Origin of the sequence: Allobosea sp. NPDC003192 (assembly GCF_050275675.1) — a bacterium.
Taxonomy (GTDB): domain Bacteria; phylum Pseudomonadota; class Alphaproteobacteria; order Rhizobiales; family Beijerinckiaceae; genus Allobosea.
Genome location: NZ_JBNNPK010000004.1, coordinates 120,462 through 137,953 on the forward strand (window position 1 = coordinate 120,462; position 17,492 = coordinate 137,953).

Below are 17,492 nucleotides of genomic sequence, written 5' to 3' on the forward strand. Positions count from 1 at the left end.
CGTCAGGCGGTTCGGGCGACGATGATGACGCCGCAGGTGATCAGGAAGGAGCCGATCCATTGCCGCCGGCCGACGCGCTCGCCGAGGAAGACGGCGCTGGCCAGGGTGATGGCAAGGAAATTGGCGCTGGCGATCGGGAAGGCGATCGAGAGCGGCACCTCGGCGAGGATGCGCAGCCAGATGAAGAACTCGGCGACATAGGTCGCGAGTCCGGCGGTGATCCAGCCGCAGCGGGCCACCGCCGCCGCAGTGGCCCGGAAATCGGCGCCCTGCGGCAGCCTGTCGGCGCCGATCTTGAAGCAGATCTGGCCGGCGACGTCGCAGACCACCGACAGTACGAACCAGAAGATGATCGTGGCATTCATGACAGCACTCGCTGGAAGCAGTCGATCAGCCGCGCGTTGACGCGGGCATTGACGGCGAGTTGCTCGGATGTCGGCCTGAAGCGCGCTGGATGGTCGAAATAGGCGAGCGTCGCGCGGAACGGATCGCTGAAGCGCGGCTCCGACCAGTCGCCGCAGACATCGGCGCCGACGATCCTGCGCTCGACCGCCAGCCGCTCCACCGCCGCCAGCAGATGCCGCAGGGGCAATTCACCCTGGTCCCAATTGGTGCAGGCCTCGCCCGGCCCGAGCACGTCCTTGTCGATCGTCAGCCAGACGGACTTGGTCGGGATCTGCGCGATCAATTCGTCGAGGAAATCCGACCAGTCCTCGTTCGCAAGGTTGCGCCAATGCAGGTGGCCGCTCTCCTGCCGGAAGCTCGCGGTCTTGCCATAGCGCCCCCAGACCCGCGACGGCTCATGCCGCCAGGGGTAGAGCGCGATCCGTCCGTCGGCCACGGCCCGTAAGTTTGCGAACTGCCATTCCGGGCGGACGAGGTCGTCGCTACATGGGCCGATCGTCACGACCTTATGGACATCAGGCAATTCCAGCGCCCGGTTGACCCAGGCGCCGCAATTCACCGTGGCGGGGAAGCTGACCCAGTCGGGATGGTTGTCGAAATGCACGACCGTGACCGGCTCCTCGACCCTGCCTAGCAGGACCGAGGTCAAGTGATGGAAATCGCCCGAGCCGTAGAAGAAGACGGGCACGCCCTGCCCTTCGCCATCGCGCCGGCCAAGCCGCTCCAGCAGCTCCGCCTTCGCCCGGCGGCCGGCTACGATGCGCAGCGCGCCAGCGAGGTCGGCGGCCTCGATACGCGCGGCGGTGCCGGCGTCGATGCGGTGGCGCAGCGGCTCCTGCGCCGCCACGCTGCCGTCGAGATCGATCGCACGCAGGCGCACCGGCCCCTCTCCGCTCTCAGGCGCCGGCGACGCGGGCGAAGAGCTGGTCGAGCAGCTCGATCGCGAGGTCGATTTCGGCATAGCTCATGGTCAATGCCGGCGCGAGGGTGATGACGTTCTTGTAGTAGCCACCGATGTCTAGCACGAGGCCGTAGCGCTTGCCGCCGACGTCGAGGTCGGCCTTCATGCCCTCGTCGCACATCAGGTCGACCAGCCGCTTCGACGGGGTGAAGCTGTCATGCGGCTCGCAGATCTCGATCCGCAGCGCCATGCCGAGGCCGTCGACCTCGCCGACGATCTTGTGCCGGCGCTTCAGCCCCTGCAGCCCCTCGAGGAAATACGCGCCCTTGGCCATGACCATGGTCTCGTAGTCCTCTTCCTCCATCATCTTCATCGCCTCGAGCGCCACGGCGGTGCCGAGCGGATTGGCGTTGAAGGTGGAGTGGGTCGAGCCCGGCGGGAACACGGTCGGATTGATCAGCTCTTCCTTGGCCCAGACGCCTGAGAGCGGGTTCAGACCGTTGGTGACCGCCTTGCCGAAGACGATCACGTCCGGCTGCACGCCGAAGTGCTCGATCGACCAGAGCTTGCCGGTCCGGTAGAAGCCCATCTGGATCTCGTCGACCACCAGCAGGATGCCGTGCTGGTCGAGCACCTTCTTGAGCTCGATGAAGAAGTTCGGTGGCGGGATCACGTAGCCGCCCGTGCCCTGCAGCGGCTCGACATAGAAGGCGGCGTACTCGGCCTCGCCGACCTTGGGATCCCAGACGCCGTTGTATTCGCTCTCGAACAGCCGGGCGAACTGCTGCACGCAGTGATGCCCGTACTCTTCCTTGCTCATGCCCTTGGGGCCGCGGAAATGGTAGGGGAACGGGATGAAATGCGCGCGCTCGCCAAAATGGCCGAAGCGGCGGCGATAGCGATAGGACGAGGTGATCGCCGAGGCGCCGAGCGTGCGGCCGTGATAGCCGCCCTCGAAGGCGAACATCAGGCTCTTGCCCTGCTTGGCGTTGCGCACGAGCTTGAGCGAATCCTCGACCGCCTGGGCGCCGCCGACATTGAAGTGGACGCGGCCCTTGGCGCCGAACTTACGTTGCGCGTCCTTGGCGATCATCGCCGCGAGCTCGATCTTCTCGCGGTGCAGATACTGGCTCGCCACCTGCGGCAGCGTATCGATCTGGCGCTTCAGCGCATTGTTCAGGCGCTGGTTGCCGTAGCCGAAATTGACGGCCGAGTACCACATCTGCAGGTCGAGGAAGCGGTTGCCCGCCGCGTCGAGCATGAACGAGCCCTCGCAGCCCGAGAAGATCTTCGGGAACTGCGTGTAGTGGACCGTGTCGCCATGCGAGCAGTATTCGGCCTCGAGCGCGAGCAGGCGAGCCTCCTCCTCGGCCAGCGTCGCCGCCGGCGCGGAGGAAACATCGACCGGCTCGGCGCGGTCGAGCAGGGTGAAGCCGTCATCCATTGATCATGTCCTTGCGTGCAGGGGCTGCCGGTTCCGTCGTGGTGTCCGACAGCAGGGTTTCGAGGAGGCCGACGGCCTCCGAGAAGGTGTTGAACGGGCGATGGCCGATGCCGTTGTCGCGGCAATGCGCGATCAGGCTCTTCTTGGCGAAGACGAGGTCGGCCTGGCCGGCGACGCAGAAATCCGAGCGGCCGTCGCCGACCAGCAGGGTCAGCGGGCGGCTCAGGCTGCTGGCGACGCGGCATTTGCAGGTGCCGCTCGTGCAGCCGCCGGAGGGGTCGGCATGTGGCGAGGTCAGCCGCCAGCGATCGCCGGGCAGCGGCTCGATATGATTGGCGACGACGGTGAGGCCATTGAGGCCGGCGCGGCCGAGCAGCGCGTGGATGGTGCGGTCCAGCCCGTCGGAGACGACCGTGACCGGGATGCTAGCGCGCTGGCACAGCCGCACGAAGGCGGCAAAGCCCCAGTCGATCGCCAGCGAGGAGACGAAGGTGTCGAACACGTCGGGCGAGGCGTGCAACAGCGCGACCTGGCGTTCCATGCATTCGCGCGAGCCGATCGCTCCGGCGACCCAATCGGCTTCGATCTCTTCCCAACCCGGTTCCGCGAAGCGCTGCAGTACGAGGTCGGTGGTGTCGTCGCGTGAGATGGTCCCGTCGAAATCGACGATAGCCTGCCAATTCATGCCCGCTGCGCTCCAGCCAGTCCGCGCGACGCTTCAGCAACCCCCGTGCCACACACCAAGCTATTGAAAAGGCGAGCTAAAGGGGCCGCGAGCCTGGACGGCGACTCCCGCTTTTTGGAGGCAGCTCCAATTTTTGGAGTTCTATGATCAGTTTAGGAGCGGCGAGCTTGCCCGGAGGTTGCCCGGTAACGGACGAGGGCCCCAGGCACTGGCTGCCCCGGGCGATAGCAGTGAAACCCGGGGCCATTCCGGAGGATTTCCGATCAAGCTTCAGGCAAGGATCCCGGCTCTACGCTGCGCTCCGGCCGGGATGACCCAGGTTCAATGGACCGGCGTGCGCCCTACCCCTTCGTCGATGGCGGCGTGCCGTGGGTGTGGAAGCTCTCGATCGTCTTCAGCCCCCAGGCCTGGCCCTTCTTCCGCTCTTCTTCCGTCCAGGTCACGGTCTGCCAGTCGGGATCGAGGATCAGGCGGGCGCCGGCATTGGCGATCTCGACGCGGTTTCCGGCGGGTTCGTAGACATAGAGGAAGAAGGTCTGCTGCACCGCATGCTTGTGCGGCCCGGTCTCGATGAAGACGCCATTCTCGAGGAAGAGATCGGCCGCCTCCAGGATGTGCTCGCGCTGGTCGACGGCATAGGTGACATGGTGGAAGCGCCCGCGCGCCGGCGTGTGATCGCGGGTGTAGGCGATGTCGTAGCTCTTGTTGTTGACGGTGAACCAGCAGCCGCCGACCTCGCCTGAATCGAGCACGATCTGCTCGGTGACGCGGCTGCCCAGCGCTTTCGGCATGAAGTCGCGGATCTTGGCGACATCTTGCGCCAGCAGATTGAGATGATCGAGCCGGCGCACCGCGCAGCCGCGGCCATGATTGCGCTGCGCCTGGTTCTTCAGCGCGGGCCGCTCCTTTTCCGGAGCGACATATTTCTTGGTGTCAAAGTAGATCTCGAAGACATGGTCGTCCGGGTCGCGGAAGCGATAGGCCCGGCCATGGCCGAGATCGCCCTCCGTCCAGCCTATGCCGCAGCCCATCGCCTCGATCGCCGCGACGCGGCGCAAGAGCGCCGCCTCGCTGGTGGCGCGGTAGCCGATATGGCCGACGCCGGTCGTCTTCGCCGCGGTGAGCTTCAGCGTATGGAACTCATAGTCGTCCCAGGCCCGCAGATAGACGCTGTCGCCCCCGCGCCCGCTCTCCGTCAATCCGAAGATCTCGACGAAGAAGTCGAGGCTTTCCTGCGGCTTGTCGGTGAAGAGCTCGACATGGCCGAGATGGGCGATATCGAAGCAAGGCTCGGTGCTCATCCCCAGACTTCCTTCGCCACTTCGAGGATGCGCGAGAGCTTTGCCCATTGCTCGTCCTCGGCCAGGACATTGCCTTCCTCGGTCGAGGCGAAGCCGCATTGCGGCGACAGGCAGAGCTGCTCCAGCGGCGCGTATTTCGAGGCTTCCTCGATCCGGCGCTTGAGATTGTCCTTGCTCTCGATCTCGCCGAATTTCGAGGTCACCAGCCCGAGCACGACCTGCTTGTCGCCCTTGGGCAGGAAGCGCAGCGGCTCGAAGCCGCCAGAGCGATCGTCGTCCCACTCCATGAAATAGCCGTCGACATTGATCTCGTTGAAGACCATCTCGGCGACCGGCTCGTAGCCGCCGGACGCGATGAAGGTCGACTTGAAGTTGCCGCGGCAGGTGTGCGTGGTGATCTGCATGTCGGCGGGCTTGGCCTTCAGCGCCGCGTTGAGCACGTCGCGATAGATGAAGACCAACTGCTCGGGATCGTCGCCCCGCTCCGCCAGCATCTTGCGCTGCTCGGGATCGCAGAAATAGGACAGGCTGGTGTCATCGAGCTGGAGATAACGGCAGCCGGCATCGTAGAAGGCCTTGATCGCCTTGGCGTAGACCTTGCCGAGATCCTCGTAATAGTCCTCGATCCTGAGATAGGCGCTCGGATCGATCGCCTTCCGGCCACCGCGATAATGCAGCATGGACGGGCTCGGAATCGTCATCTTCGGCACGCGGCCGGTCGTCGAGGCCAGGAACTTGAAATGAGCGAGATGCGGATGGTCGTCCGGGAAGTCGAGCTTGCCGGTGACGCGGACCGCATGGCCCTTGGTGGTGACGCCTTTGAACTGGATGCCTGAATCGGTCTCGAAGCTGGTGACGCCGGAGAGGCCGTCGAGGAAGTCGAAATGCCAGAAGGCGCGGCGGAACTCGCCATCGGTCACCGCCTGCAGGCCGACCTCCTCCTGCTTGCGCACGAGCTTCCTGATCTCCTCGTCCTCGATCGCGGTCAATTCGGCCTGACCGATCTCACCGGCCGCGAGCTTGGCGCGGGCATCCTTCACCGGCGCGCTGCGCAGCAGGCTGCCGACCATGTCGCCCCGGAACGGCGGCTTCTGTCTCTGGCTCATGGCGTTTCCTTTCCCTGGTTCTGTCGTTGATTCAGGCGGCTGCGAGGCCGAGATGGCGCTCCAGCCGTGACGGATCGGCGAGGAGCTCGGCACTCCCCGCGGCGAGGACGATGCGGCCGCGCTCGAGCACGATCGCCTCGTCGGTGAGTTCGAGGATCTTGCGGGCGTGCTGCTCGATCACGATCGCCGAGAGCCCCTCCTCGCGAACCAATCGCTTCAAGGCACGTAGCAATTCCTCGACGATGATCGGCGCGAGACCCTCGGTCGGCTCGTCCAGGAGCAGCAGCTTGGGATTGAGCATCAGCGCCCGGCCGATCGCCAGCATCTGCTGCTCGCCGCCCGAGAGCTGGTTGCCGAGATTGGCCTTGCGCTCAGCGAGGCGCGGGAACATCGCGAAGACGCGCTGCGTCGTCCACGCGCCCGGCGTCGCCACGGCGGTCAGGTTCTCCAGCACAGTCAACGACTTGAAGATGTTGCGCTCCTGCGGCACCCAGCCGATGCCGGCATGGGCGCGCTGCTCGGGCGAGGCCGTAGTGAGGTCGCGCCCAGCCAGCACGATCCTGCCGCCGCGCCGGCGGGTGACGCCGATGATGCTGTTGACCAAGGTGGTCTTGCCGACGCCGTTGCGGCCGAGCAGAGCGAGCGAACGCCCTTCGGCGAGCGAGAGATCGATGTCGAACAGCACCTGGGCCTCGCCATAGCCGGCGCTGAGGCGTTCGACATTGAGGAGCTCAGCCATGGCCGTGCTCCCCGAGATAGGCGGCGCGCACCGCCGGATCGTTGGCGATCTCGCTCGGCGTACCGTCCGCGAGCAGGCGGCCATTGACCAGCACGGTGATCCGCGTCGCGAAACGGAAGACGAGGTCCATGTCGTGCTCGATCAATAGGACGGAGACGTCCTCCGGCAGACCGGCGACCGTCGCCATCAACTCGCGCCGCTCCGCCTCCGGTACGCCCGCCGCCGGCTCGTCGAGCAGCAGCACGCTCGGCCTTGCCGCGAAAGCGGCGGCGATCTCGATCTGCCGCTGCTTGCCATAGGGCAAGGTCGCGATGCGCTCGTCCATGATGTCGTCGAGCTTGAAGCGGGCAAGGATTTCGGCCGTTTCGGCGACGAGTTCCTTGTCCCGATCGAGCGCCCGCAAGGACTGCCGGCCGCGGCCGAGCCGCTCGGAAGTAACCAGCGCGATCATCTCGACCGGCGTCATCGTTCCGAAGAGCTGGTTGATCTGGAAGGTCCGCGCCAGCCCGCGCCCAACCCGCGCCTCGCGCGGCAGCGTGGTGATGTCCTCGCCCATCAGTTCGACCCGGCCGGAACTCGGGCGCAGCACCCCGGTCAATTGGTTGACGAAGGTGGTCTTGCCGGCGCCGTTCGGGCCGATCAGCGCGTGGCGCGCGCCCTTCGCCAGGGTGAAATCGACATGATCGGTCGCAGTGATGCCGCCGAAGCTCTTGCAGAGATCGAAGGTCTGGAGCGCCACGCTCATGTCGGCGACCTCCGGCCGAGGCCCCCGATCCGGCCGACCACAGCCTTGATCCCACCGTGGATCAGCTCGCGTCCGCCGAGCACGAACAGGACGAGGAACAGACCGATCCAGAACATCCAGTATTGCGGCGTGAAGCTCGCGATCACGTCCTGCAGCAATTTGAAGGCGACCGCACCGATCAGCCCGCCATAGAGATAGCCGGCGCCGCCGATGATCAGCACCAGCATCAGGTCGGCCGAGCGATGGAAGGCGAGCACGTCGAGCGAGACGAACTGCGTGGTCTGGGCGAGCAGCGCCCCGGCCGCCCCGGCATAAGCCGCCGCGAGCGTATAGACCGCAACCAGCCGCCAGTGCAGCGGCACGCCCGAGGCCGAGGCGCGCAGGGGATTGTCGCGGATCGCCCGCAGCGACAGGCCGAAGGGCGAGCTCACAATGCGCCGCGCCAGCACGAACAGCACGAAGAGCACGGCGAGCGAATAGAGATAGGCGACACGGCCGAAGATATCGAACTCGAACAAGCCGAGCACCGGCCCCATCATGATGCCTTGCAGACCGTCGGCGCCGCCGGTGAGCCAGCCGAGCGAGTTCGCCAATTCCCCCAGGATCAGCGCGACGCCGAGCGTCACCATCAGCCGCGTCAGGTCGCTGCCGCGCAGGATCAGTGGGCTGGTGATGAGGCCGAGCAAACCGGCAGCGCCCATGCCGACCGCCAATCCCGCCAGCGGATCGGCGCTGGCATGCTTGGCGAACAGCCCGGCGGCATAGGCGCCGAAACCGAAGAAGGCGGCATGCCCGAGCGAGACGATGCCGGCATAGCCGAGGATCAGGTCGAGCGAGAGCGCGAACAGCCCGAGGATCGCGATCTCGTTGAGGATTAGGAGCTGGCGCGGCAGCAGGAAGAAGGCGGCCAGCGCCAGGACCCAGAACACGATCTCGGCCGGGTGCCAGCGCCGCGCGCCATAGAGCGAGCGCTGGACGCGCGCCTCGATGCTCTCCCCGCTCATGCCCGTCCCCTGGCGAAGAGGCCGTGCGGCCGGGTGATCAGCAGGACGACCATCAGCGCATAGATGATGAAAGCGCCGAGCTGCGGCACCAGGTACTTGCCGGCGACATCGGCGACCCCGAGCAGCATCGCCGCGAAGAACGGTCCGGAGATCGTCGAGGTGCCGCCGACCGTCACGACGATCAGGAAGTAGATCATGAATTTCAGCGGAAAGGTCGGATCGAGCCCCATCAATTCGATGCCGAGCGCGCCACCTAGCCCGGCAAGGCCCGAGCCAAAGGCGAAGGTCAGCGCGAACAGCCGGTTGACGGGGATGCCGAGGCCGCGTGCCACCCTGGCATCGTCGACCGCGGCGCGTAGCCGGCTGCCGAAGCGGGTGCGCGTGAAGCCCCATTGCATCGCGAAGGCCAGCGCGCCGCAGAGCAGGATGATGAAGAGCCGGTAGCGGCCGACCCCGATGCCGGCGACATCGAAGCGCCCGCTCAGCCAGGCCGGCAGCTGCACGAATTGCTGGCTCGAGCCCATCAGGTAGTCGGCGCCGGCGACCGCCATGAACACCAGCCCGATCGAGAACATCACCTGGTCGAGATGGCTCTTGGCGTACATCGGCCGGTACACCAGCCGCTCCAGCACCAGCCCCGCCAGCGCGGCGGCAAGGAAGGCCGCTGGCAATGCCATCAGGAACGGCAGGCCGAGCCGCTGCATCGCCAGCACGGTGACGTAGCCGCCGAACATGGCGAAGGCGCCGTGGGCGAGGTTGATGAAGTTCATCAACCCCATGGTCACGGACAGCCCGCAGGCCAGCACGAACAGGATCATGCCGTAGGCGACGCCGTCGAACAGGATGGTGAGCACGTCGGATCCGCCCTGGCCGGCTTACTTCTTCGCCTTGGTCGGATCCTTGACGTTCGGGATCGTCTCGAACTCCTGATTATAGAGCTCGCCGTTCACGCGCTCGACCTTGCGGATATAGACGTTCTGGATGATGTCGCGCGTCTCGGGATCGATCGAGATCGGCCCGCGCGGGCTCGTCCAGCTCATCCCCTTCATCGCGGTGACCAGCGCCTCGCCGCCTTCGCCCTTGGTCTTCTTCAGACCCTCATAGAGCGCGTGCATGCCGTCATAGCCGCCGACCGCCATGAAGTTCGGGCGCAGGCCGGGATTGGCCTTCTTGAAGCCCTCGACGAAGGCCTTGTTCTCCGGGCTGTCATGCGAGGCCGAATAGTGCTGGGCGGTGATGACGCCGAGCGCGATGTCGCCCATGCCGTTGAGGATGTCGTCGTCGGTCAAATCGCCGGTACCGATCAGCTTGATGCCGCTCTTGTCGAGGCCGCGCTCGACGAACTGCTTCATGAACTGGGCACCGACGCCGGACGGCACGAAGACCAGCAGCGCCTCCGGCTTGGCGTCGGCGACGCGCTGCAGGAAGGGCGAGAAGTCCGGGTTCTGCAGGGGCACGCGAATGTTCTCGACCTGGCCGCCGCCGGCCTTGAAAGCCTCCGAGAACGAGCTCTCGACGTCATGGCCGGGGCCGTAATCGGAGACGATGGTGATGACGCGCTTGGTGCCCTGCTTGGCGATCCAGGTTCCGAAGGGCGAGCCGATCTGCGGCACGACCTGGCTGGTGCGCACGATGAAGGGCGAGCGCTCGGTGATGATCCCGGTCGCCGCCGCCATCACCACCATCGGCGTCTTGGCCTGCGTCGCCAGCGGCGCGGTCGCGAGCGCCAGCGGCGTCAGGCCGAAGCCGGCAATGGCGGTGACCTTGTCGTTGACGATCAGTTCTTGCGCGATGCGGCGGGTGACGTCGGCGGTGCCGGTATCGTCCTTGACGATCAGCTCGACCTTCTTGCCGGCGACGGTCGCGCCCTTCTCCTGGATATAGAGATTGGCGGCAGCGGCGATCTGCCGGCCGGTCGAGGCGAAGGGGCCGGTCATCGGCAGGATCAGGCCGATCTTGACCGCATCCTGCGCCAGAGCCGCGCCGCTGACCGAAGTGGCCAGCGCAAGGCCGAGCATTCCTTTGAGAACAGTCCTGCGAATGGTCATGTCGTTCCTCCCGAGTGTTTAGCCGAGCCCCTTGCCGGGGCTTTCCTTGGATTATTCGCTGTCGTCGTCGCGATAGACGAGGCCCGCTTTGGCGAGGCCGTCGCGCATAGCGTACATGTCCAGCCCGAGTTCGCCAGCAGCCAGGCGTCTACGCTTTTCGTCTTCATTGGCCTCACGCTTACGGCCGGCGGCGGCGACCGCCTCGGCCTCGCGCCGCGGCACAACGACGACACCGTCATCGTCGGCGACGATCACATCGCCCGGATGGATCAGCGCCCCGGCGCAGACCACGGGCACGTTGACCGAGCCGAGGGTGGCCTTGACCGTACCCTTAGCCGAGATCGCCCGAGACCAGACCGGGAAGCCCATCTCGGTCAGCGTGCGCACATCGCGGACGCCGGCGTCGATGACGAGGCCGATGCCACCGCGCGCCTTCAGCGAGGTGGCAAGCAGGTCGCCGAACATGCCGTCGGTGTTGTCGGTCGTACAGGCGACCACGAGCACGTCGCCGGGCTGCACCTGCTCGATCGCGACATGGATCATCCAGTTGTCGCCGGGCTGGGCCAGCACCGTCACCGCCCCGCCGGCGATCTGGGCGCCGGCATAGATCGGCCGCATATAGGGCTTCAGCAGGCCGCTCCGGCCCATCGCCTCATGCGTGGTGGAGACGCCGAGCGCGGCGAGATCGGCCATCGCCGCAGTCGGGGCGCGCTTCCTGGTGCGGATGACGACGGGGTTCATGCCAGCGTCTCCAGCGCTTCCGGGAAGAGGCGCTGATAGGCCTCGCCATAGGTCATCGCCTTGCCGGAGTTGCGGCCACCCTGCATGCCGCGGTTCAGCGCGACGCGGGTGTAGTATTCCCAGAGATGCTTCTGCGCCGCGAGGATCTCGAACGCCTTGCGCTTCTGCTCCCAGACCTCGTCGATGTTGAGGATCACGTTCGGCTTGAAATTGCACTGCTCGGGCTGATGCGGCTCGAACAGGAAGACCGGCGGGGCGGCATAGGCGCGGCTGGGATCGGGCTTGTGGCCAGCCGCCTGCGCGATGATGCGGGCCTCCTGGGCGAAGCGCGTCGCCTCGGGATGGTCGACATTATAGGGGTCTTCGAGCGCATGGGTCAGCACGAAGCTCGGGTTCAGCTCGTGGAAGATGTCGATGGCGCGCTCCAGCATCGGCTCGGTGGTGCGCAGCGGATAGTCGCCGGCATCCATGAACTCGATCTCGGCGCCGAGCTCTGTTGCAGCCGCTTCCGCCTCCTCGCGGCGCTGCGCCTTGACCTCCGCCATCTGCACGCCCGCCTTCTTCCAGGCGAACTGGCTCTCGCCGCGCTCGCCATAGGACAGGCAGAGGATCTTGACGCGCATGCCGCGTTTGACGTGCAGCGCGATGGCGCCACCGGCGCGCCAGACGAAATCGCCGGGATGAGCCGTGATCACCAGCCCTGTCTTCTGGGCGCTCATTGCGTGCGCTCCTCTCTCACACTCTGCCGGCCGGCACGAAGGCCTGCCCCGCCATCAGGATACGCGCTGTCCGCAGTAGCCCGGCCCGCTCGACAACCGGCTGCTCCCCGCTTCCGCCGACCGTCAGCGTGACCGTGAACTCGCCGGTCGGATGCTCGACCGAGAGGGTACGCTCGCGCCCCCCCGGCATCACGACGACGGAAGCGGCAGGCGAACCCGGCAGCACGGCGGCGGTCGCGACCGTCACCGCGGCGAAGACGCCGATCGAGGCATGACATTCATGCGGGATGAAGCTGCGCGTCGAGATCGCCCCGCCCGCTTGCGGCGGCGCAACCAGCGCGATCTTCGGCACCACCTTCTTCGCGACGTCGCCGAGATTCATCAGCGGCCCCGCCGCGAGGCGTATCGCCTCGATCCGGGCTTTCAGCTCGGCATCCTCGTTGAGCTGATCGCGCGGCTCATAGCCGGTGCGCCCGACATCCGTAGCCCGCATCACGACCACCGGCATGCCGTTGTCGATCAGCGTACAGGGCACGCCCTCGATCACATCGACGACATTGCCGGTTGGCAAAAGCGATCCGCAGACCGAGCCCTCCGCATCGAGAAAACCGATATCGATCGGCGCCGAGGTCCCCGGCACGCCGTCGATGCGCGCGGAACCCTCCGCGCTCGCCTCACCGTCCGGCGTATCCATGGTGAGGTCGGCGATGGTGCCGGTGTTGATCGTCCGGACCCGCACCGTCGTGCGCGCACCACTCGCCTTCACCAGTCCACGCGAAAGCGCGAACGGCCCGATCCCGGCGAGGATGTTGCCGCAGTTCGGGGTGGTATCGACCGAAGCCGTCTCGACGCCGACCTGCGCGAACAGGAAATCGATATCGCATCCGGGCTCGTCCGAAGGCGAAACGATCGCGACCTTGCTGGTCAGGGGGTGGGCGCCGCCGAGCCCATCGACCTGGCGCTTGTCGGGCGAGCCCATCACCGCGAGCAGGACCGCGTCGCGCGCAGCGATATCAGCCGGCAGGTCGTCACGCAGGAAATAGGCGCCCTTGGAGGTGCCGCCGCGGATCAGCATGCAGGGGATGGCAAGTTGGCCCATCGCTCACTCCGCCGCCTTGATGCCGGCGCGGATGATCACCTCGCGCCAGAGCGCGAGTTCGGAGGCGATCAGCTTGCCAAAACCTTCCGGCGTCTCCGGCCGGGCGATGGCGCCGTCCTTGGCGAGCGTCGCAGCGAAGTCCGGCTGGCCGAGCAGCGTGTTGATCTCGCGGTTGAGCCGGTCGACGACCGGGCGCGGCGTACGTGCTGGCGCGACGATCCCGTACCATTGCACCGCCTCGAAATCCGGCAGGCCGCTCTCGGACAGGGTCGGCAAATCGGGCGCGAAGCCGACCCGTTCGCGCGCGGCGACGCCGAGCACCCGGAGCTGGCCGCCCTCCGCCAGGGGCAACACGGCCGGCCCGCCGGTTAGTGTGAACTGGATATTGCCGGCGACGATGTCGTTCACTGAGGGCGCGGTGCCGCGATAAGGCACATGCGTCGCCTCGATGCCGGCGCGATGGCAGAAATAAGCGGTGGCGATATGGGCGGCACTGCCCTGCCCGCCGGAGCTGTAGTTCAGCTTGCCGGGATTCGCCTTGGCGTAAGCGATGAACTCGCTGAGCGTCTTGGCCGGCAGCTTCGGATTGATCGCCAGGATGTTCGGCAGCATGGCGACGAGCGCGATCGGCTGGAAATCCTTGACCGGGTCATAGGGCACATTGGCATAGAGCGAGGGCGCGAACGCCAGCGTGCCGATATGGCCCATCATCAGCGTGTGGCCGTCAGGCTCGGACCTGGCCACCTGTCCTGACGCGTTCATGCCTCCGGCGCCCGGACGGTTCTCGATAACGAAGCCCTTGCTCGGGATGATCTGCTCGAGCTTGGCGGCGATCACCCGCGCCAGCACGTCGGTGCTGCCGCCAGGCGTGAACGGGACGACGATACGGATGAGCTGGTTCGGCCAGGCCTGCTGGGCGCTTGCTGGCCCAAGGCCGGCGAAGCCGGCAAGCCCCAGGCCGGCGAGGACAGAGCGACGATCCAACATCACCGGGCGCCCTCCTTGCGGCGAGCGCCGCGCAGCTGGGCGTCGGCGATCGCCTGGGCCAGGCCGGGATGGAGCCCCGCAACGCCGAGCATCTCCGCTGCCTCGCGCATCTCGGCCGAGCGGCGCACGCCATGGGTGGCGACACGCTCGCGCATATCGGCGGCGAGCGCATGGAAATCGATCGACGGGAAGGTCGCATGCAGGCTGGCGAAGACGGGGTCCTTGACGTCCCAGGTCTCGCAGGCGGCGGCGCAATCGACCATCAGCGCCTCCAGCCCCTTGATCACGATCGAGCGGCAGAGCTTCATCGCCGAAGCCCGGCCATAGATCTCAGAGACCGGCGTCAGGTTCATGCCGAGTTCGTTCAGCGCCTCGGATACGGCCTGCGCCTTGGGGCCACCGCTGAGGATCGCGACATTGAGCCCGGGCTTCAGCACCGGCGCCATCACCGCAGCTTCGAGATAGTCGGCACCGCTGGCGATCACAGCCTCGGCCGCCCGCTGCTTCGTCGAGGGTGCCGCGGAATTGACGTCGACGAAGACCTGCCCCGGCTTCAGCCAGGACGCCGCCTTGCTCGCCACCGCCTCTGCGCGATCGGCGGTGACGGCCGAGAACACGAAGGCTGCCCCCGCGCAGGCCTCTTGCGCGGAGACTGCTCGGGTAACGCCAAGCCCCTCCGCAGCGGCTTCCAGACGGGTGCCGGCTTCGCTGCCAAAGAGCAGATCATAGGCGCGGATGGCGACGCCTTCATTCGCCAGCAGGCCGCGCGAAAAGGTCTGGCCGACCTCGCCGAAGCCGATGAAGGCGATCGCCGTTGTGTTGGCGCCTGCCATTGCTGGCCTCTCCTCGCGCGTTTCGTCCCGTCGCGAGGTTCGACCAAAGTCATTCTGCCATCAAATGATAAGAATGCAGCGATTGATTACTTTTCTTCATCTCGCCGCGGCACGATGCTGCGCTTCAGCACCTGGCTCAGCAGCGCGATCAGGTCACGCGTCACCGGGCGCAGCGGCACTGATTTGCGCGTGATGATGCCAAGCGTGCGGGTCACAGCCGGCGAGCGCAGGGGAATAGCGACCAGCTCTCCGGCATCGACGACATCGAGCGAAAGCTGCGGCACCACCGCGTAGCCGATGCGCGAGCGCACCAGGCTGACGGCGGTGACGACGCGCTGGACCTCGTAGCGCCAGGTCAGGCTCTCGCGCCTGGCCCCCAGCGCATCGTCGATCAGGATGCGGTTGCCGGTCTCGGCGCTGATCCGGACCAGCGGCTCTCCCTGCAATTGCGCCCAGGTCAGCGAAGGCGCCTGCGCCAGCGGCATCGAGCGATGGCTGACCAGCACGAAAGGCTCCTTGACGACCGGCTTCAGCTCCAGGTCAAAGCGGTTGGCGGCGACGATAGTGACGCCGAATTCGGCCTCGCCGGACTGGACTTTGTCGGCGATCTCGGAGGCGGAGTTGTCGTGGATGCGGACACCGACGCCGGGATGGCGTGCCGCGAAGGCAGCGATCACCCCCGGCATGCAATGCGCCGCCACCGTCGGCAGGCAGCCGAGCGAGACCTGCTCATCGCCCTCGCGCAGCTCGACCCTGACCTCGTTGATGGCGAACCCCAAGTCCTCGAAGATGCGCCGCGCCCGCGGCAGCAGCGTCGTGCCGGCCGCGGTCAACGAGACCTGCCGGGTCGTCCGCAGGAAGAGCGGCGTACCCAACGACTCTTCCAGCTTGCGGATGCGGTGGCTGAGCGCCGTCTGCGACAGGTTGAGATGCGAGGCGGCAGCGCGAAAGCTGCCGCGCTCGGCGATGCTGACGAAGGCCTGCAGCCCGAGAACGTCCACCCTCATCGGACCGCCCTCCTCTTGCCGGAGATGAGATCGGCGAGTCGGACCAGTTCGGCCAAAGTCGCGGCGCCCATCTTCCGCATCACCTGGCCGCGATGCACCTTCACGGTCACCTCGCTCAAGCCGAGATCGGCCGCGATCTGCTTGTTGAGCCGGCCTTGGGCGACGAAGGCGAGCACCTCCTTCTCCCGCGCTGTCAGCGTCGCGAAGCGCTCTTTCAGCTCGGCGAGCGCCGCCTCGTCACGACGCCTGGCCTCGTCCTTCTCGATCGCCACACGCACCGCATCCAGCAGATCCTGCTCGCGGAACGGCTTCAGCAGGAACTCGACCGCGCCGGCCTTGATCGCCCGCACCGCCATCGGCACGTCGCCATGGCCGGTCAGGAAGACGATCGGGACCGGATCGTTCAGCGCGGAAAGCTCCGCCTGGAAATCCATGCCGCTCGGGCCGGGCATCCTGACGTCGAGGACGAGGCAGGAGGGCGTGTCGGGCCGCCGCGCCAGCGCAAACTCCCGCACCGAAGCGAAAGCCGACACCGCATAGCCGACCGAGCGGAACAGGCTGTCGAGCCCTTCGCGGACGGAGACGTCGTCGTCGACGACGAAAACGGTCGCTGGCTTATCCACGGCGTTCGTCCGATGTCGTGCCGGCAACCGGCAAGGTGAAGCCGAAGACCATGCCGCGCGGATGATTGACGGCGGCATAGATCGTCCCGCCATGCGCCTCGACGATCGAGCGGCTGATCGCCAGGCCCATGCCCATCCCGCCGGGCTTGGTCGAGTGGAAGGCCTCGAAGACCTGCTCGATCGCGGCCGGCGACAGGCTGATGCCGGTGTCACGGACGCTCACCGTGATCGTGCGGCCATCGCTGGCCGCGCCGACGAGCAGGTCGCGGGGCCCTGTCTCCAGCCCGCCCATCGCCTCGACTGCATTGATCACCAGGTTGAGCACGACCTGCTGCAGCTGGACCTTGTCGCCCAGCGGTTGCGGCAGGTCATCGGCCAGATCGGTCTGGAGCACCACGCGATGCCTGCGCAGCTCGCCGCGGGTCAAGGCAAGGACGTCCTCGATCAGGGCAACCATGTCGAGCCTGTCGCGCGAAGGCGGGGCCTTAGCCACGAGGTTGCGCACGCGCCCGATCACCTCGCCGGCCCGGTCGGCATCGGCGACGACGCGCTGCAGTGCCCGCCTGGCCTCGCCCGCATCGGGCGGCGTCGCCGCGAGCCAGCGTAGAGCGGCATGACCGCTGGCAACGATGCCGGCGAGCGGCTGGCTGACCTCATGCGCGATCGAAGCGGTCAATTCGCCCATGGTGGTGACTCGGGACATATGCGCCAGCTCGGCTTGGGTCTGCCGAACCCGTGCCTCGGCAGCCTCGATCCGTAAGGCGAGATAAGTGGTCGCGCCGATGGCGATCAGGCTCAGCGCTCCATTCGCCAACCCGGACTCCTGCACCCCGCGCGGCGTCAGCAGATAGCTCAGCACCGTCAGCACAGCGCTGGCGGCGCCGAACGAGACGACCACGACCGGCCGGTCGAACCTCACGGAGACCAGAATCACCGCGACATAGAGGACGGCAACCGCGATCTCCAGATTGGTGAAGGTGTCGCCTGCGAAGATCGCAGCCATCGCCGTGATCAGGCCGAGCCAGAGCCATGGTCTTTCGATGCGCATGCGCTCGCGATCGCGCATCATGCCCCGCCCTTCGCCGCCGGCCCGTCGGACCAACCT

Annotated in this window: 19 protein-coding genes; all 19 read right to left on the minus strand. The window is 66.7% G+C overall.

Features of this window, described 5'->3' with window-relative positions; all coding sequences use genetic code 11:
- Positions 1-2 precede the first annotated feature (2 nt).
- Positions 3-365 (minus strand): EamA family transporter, encoded by a 363-nt coding sequence (locus ACQKLX_RS07530; protein WP_427360917.1) that lies wholly within the window; start codon positions 363-365, stop codon positions 3-5.
- Positions 362-1,285, minus strand: a complete 924-nt coding sequence (locus tag ACQKLX_RS07535; protein ID WP_427360919.1) for an arginase family protein — start codon at positions 1,283-1,285, stop codon at positions 362-364. Before ACQKLX_RS07535 ends, ACQKLX_RS07530 begins: the two co-directional genes overlap by 4 nt.
- Positions 1,286-1,301: 16 nt before the next feature.
- The gene (locus ACQKLX_RS07540) at positions 1,302-2,750 is read right to left on the minus strand and encodes an aspartate aminotransferase family protein (RefSeq protein ID WP_427360921.1); all 1,449 of its coding nucleotides are present in this window, start codon (positions 2,748-2,750) and stop codon (positions 1,302-1,304) included.
- Complete coding sequence (locus ACQKLX_RS07545; protein WP_427360922.1) at positions 2,743-3,435, minus strand: MtnX-like HAD-IB family phosphatase; 693 nt, start codon at positions 3,433-3,435, stop codon at positions 2,743-2,745. Before ACQKLX_RS07545 ends, ACQKLX_RS07540 begins: the two co-directional genes overlap by 8 nt.
- 341 nt (positions 3,436-3,776) lie before the next feature.
- Positions 3,777-4,736, minus strand: a complete 960-nt coding sequence (locus ACQKLX_RS07550) for a catechol 2,3-dioxygenase (protein ID WP_427360924.1) — start codon at positions 4,734-4,736, stop codon at positions 3,777-3,779.
- Positions 4,733-5,842, minus strand: a complete 1,110-nt coding sequence (locus ACQKLX_RS07555) for a 5-methyltetrahydropteroyltriglutamate--homocysteine S-methyltransferase (RefSeq protein ID WP_427360926.1) — start codon at positions 5,840-5,842, stop codon at positions 4,733-4,735. Before ACQKLX_RS07555 ends, ACQKLX_RS07550 begins: the two co-directional genes overlap by 4 nt.
- A 31-nt stretch (positions 5,843-5,873) precedes the next feature.
- Entirely contained in the window at positions 5,874-6,581 is a 708-nt protein-coding gene (locus tag ACQKLX_RS07560) for an ABC transporter ATP-binding protein (protein WP_427360928.1), read from the minus strand.
- A complete protein-coding gene (locus tag ACQKLX_RS07565; RefSeq protein ID WP_427360930.1) occupies positions 6,574-7,326 on the minus strand; it encodes an ABC transporter ATP-binding protein in 753 nt (250 codons plus the stop codon). Before ACQKLX_RS07565 ends, ACQKLX_RS07560 begins: the two co-directional genes overlap by 8 nt.
- Positions 7,323-8,330 carry a branched-chain amino acid ABC transporter permease gene (locus ACQKLX_RS07570; RefSeq protein ID WP_427360932.1) on the minus strand — a complete coding sequence of 336 codons (1,008 nt, stop codon included), beginning with the start codon at positions 8,328-8,330 and terminating at the stop codon, positions 7,323-7,325. The genes ACQKLX_RS07565 and ACQKLX_RS07570 overlap by 4 nt, the downstream gene beginning before the upstream one ends.
- Positions 8,327-9,184: a branched-chain amino acid ABC transporter permease gene (locus ACQKLX_RS07575; protein ID WP_427360933.1), complete on the minus strand. Its 858-nt coding sequence runs from the start codon at positions 9,182-9,184 to the stop codon at positions 8,327-8,329. The genes ACQKLX_RS07570 and ACQKLX_RS07575 overlap by 4 nt, the downstream gene beginning before the upstream one ends.
- A gap of 21 nt (positions 9,185-9,205) precedes the next feature.
- Positions 9,206-10,378, minus strand: coding sequence for an ABC transporter substrate-binding protein (locus ACQKLX_RS07580; RefSeq protein ID WP_427360935.1), 1,173 nt, complete (start codon positions 10,376-10,378; stop codon positions 9,206-9,208).
- Positions 10,379-10,429: 51 nt separating this feature from the next.
- Entirely contained in the window at positions 10,430-11,119 is a 690-nt protein-coding gene (locus tag ACQKLX_RS07585) for a 4-carboxy-4-hydroxy-2-oxoadipate aldolase/oxaloacetate decarboxylase (protein WP_427360937.1), read from the minus strand.
- Entirely contained in the window at positions 11,116-11,838 is a 723-nt protein-coding gene (locus ACQKLX_RS07590; protein ID WP_427360938.1) for a PIG-L deacetylase family protein, read from the minus strand. The genes ACQKLX_RS07585 and ACQKLX_RS07590 overlap by 4 nt, the downstream gene beginning before the upstream one ends.
- 16 nt (positions 11,839-11,854) lie before the next feature.
- Positions 11,855-12,937 (minus strand): 4-oxalomesaconate tautomerase, encoded by a 1,083-nt coding sequence (locus tag ACQKLX_RS07595; RefSeq protein WP_427360940.1) that lies wholly within the window; start codon positions 12,935-12,937, stop codon positions 11,855-11,857.
- A 3-nt stretch (positions 12,938-12,940) separates the two neighbouring features.
- Positions 12,941-13,924: a Bug family tripartite tricarboxylate transporter substrate binding protein gene (locus ACQKLX_RS07600; RefSeq protein ID WP_427360942.1), complete on the minus strand. Its 984-nt coding sequence runs from the start codon at positions 13,922-13,924 to the stop codon at positions 12,941-12,943.
- Positions 13,924-14,757 carry an NAD(P)-dependent oxidoreductase gene (locus ACQKLX_RS07605; RefSeq protein ID WP_427360944.1) on the minus strand — a complete coding sequence of 278 codons (834 nt, stop codon included), beginning with the start codon at positions 14,755-14,757 and terminating at the stop codon, positions 13,924-13,926. The genes ACQKLX_RS07600 and ACQKLX_RS07605 overlap by 1 nt, the downstream gene beginning before the upstream one ends.
- 86 nt (positions 14,758-14,843) lie before the next feature.
- Complete coding sequence (locus tag ACQKLX_RS07610; RefSeq protein ID WP_427360946.1) at positions 14,844-15,764, minus strand: LysR family transcriptional regulator; 921 nt, start codon at positions 15,762-15,764, stop codon at positions 14,844-14,846.
- Positions 15,761-16,387, minus strand: coding sequence for a response regulator transcription factor (locus tag ACQKLX_RS07615; protein WP_427360948.1), 627 nt, complete (start codon positions 16,385-16,387; stop codon positions 15,761-15,763). The genes ACQKLX_RS07610 and ACQKLX_RS07615 overlap by 4 nt, the downstream gene beginning before the upstream one ends.
- A complete protein-coding gene (locus ACQKLX_RS07620; RefSeq protein ID WP_427360950.1) occupies positions 16,380-17,456 on the minus strand; it encodes a sensor histidine kinase in 1,077 nt (358 codons plus the stop codon). Before ACQKLX_RS07620 ends, ACQKLX_RS07615 begins: the two co-directional genes overlap by 8 nt.
- Between the last annotated feature and the right edge of the window lie 36 nt (positions 17,457-17,492).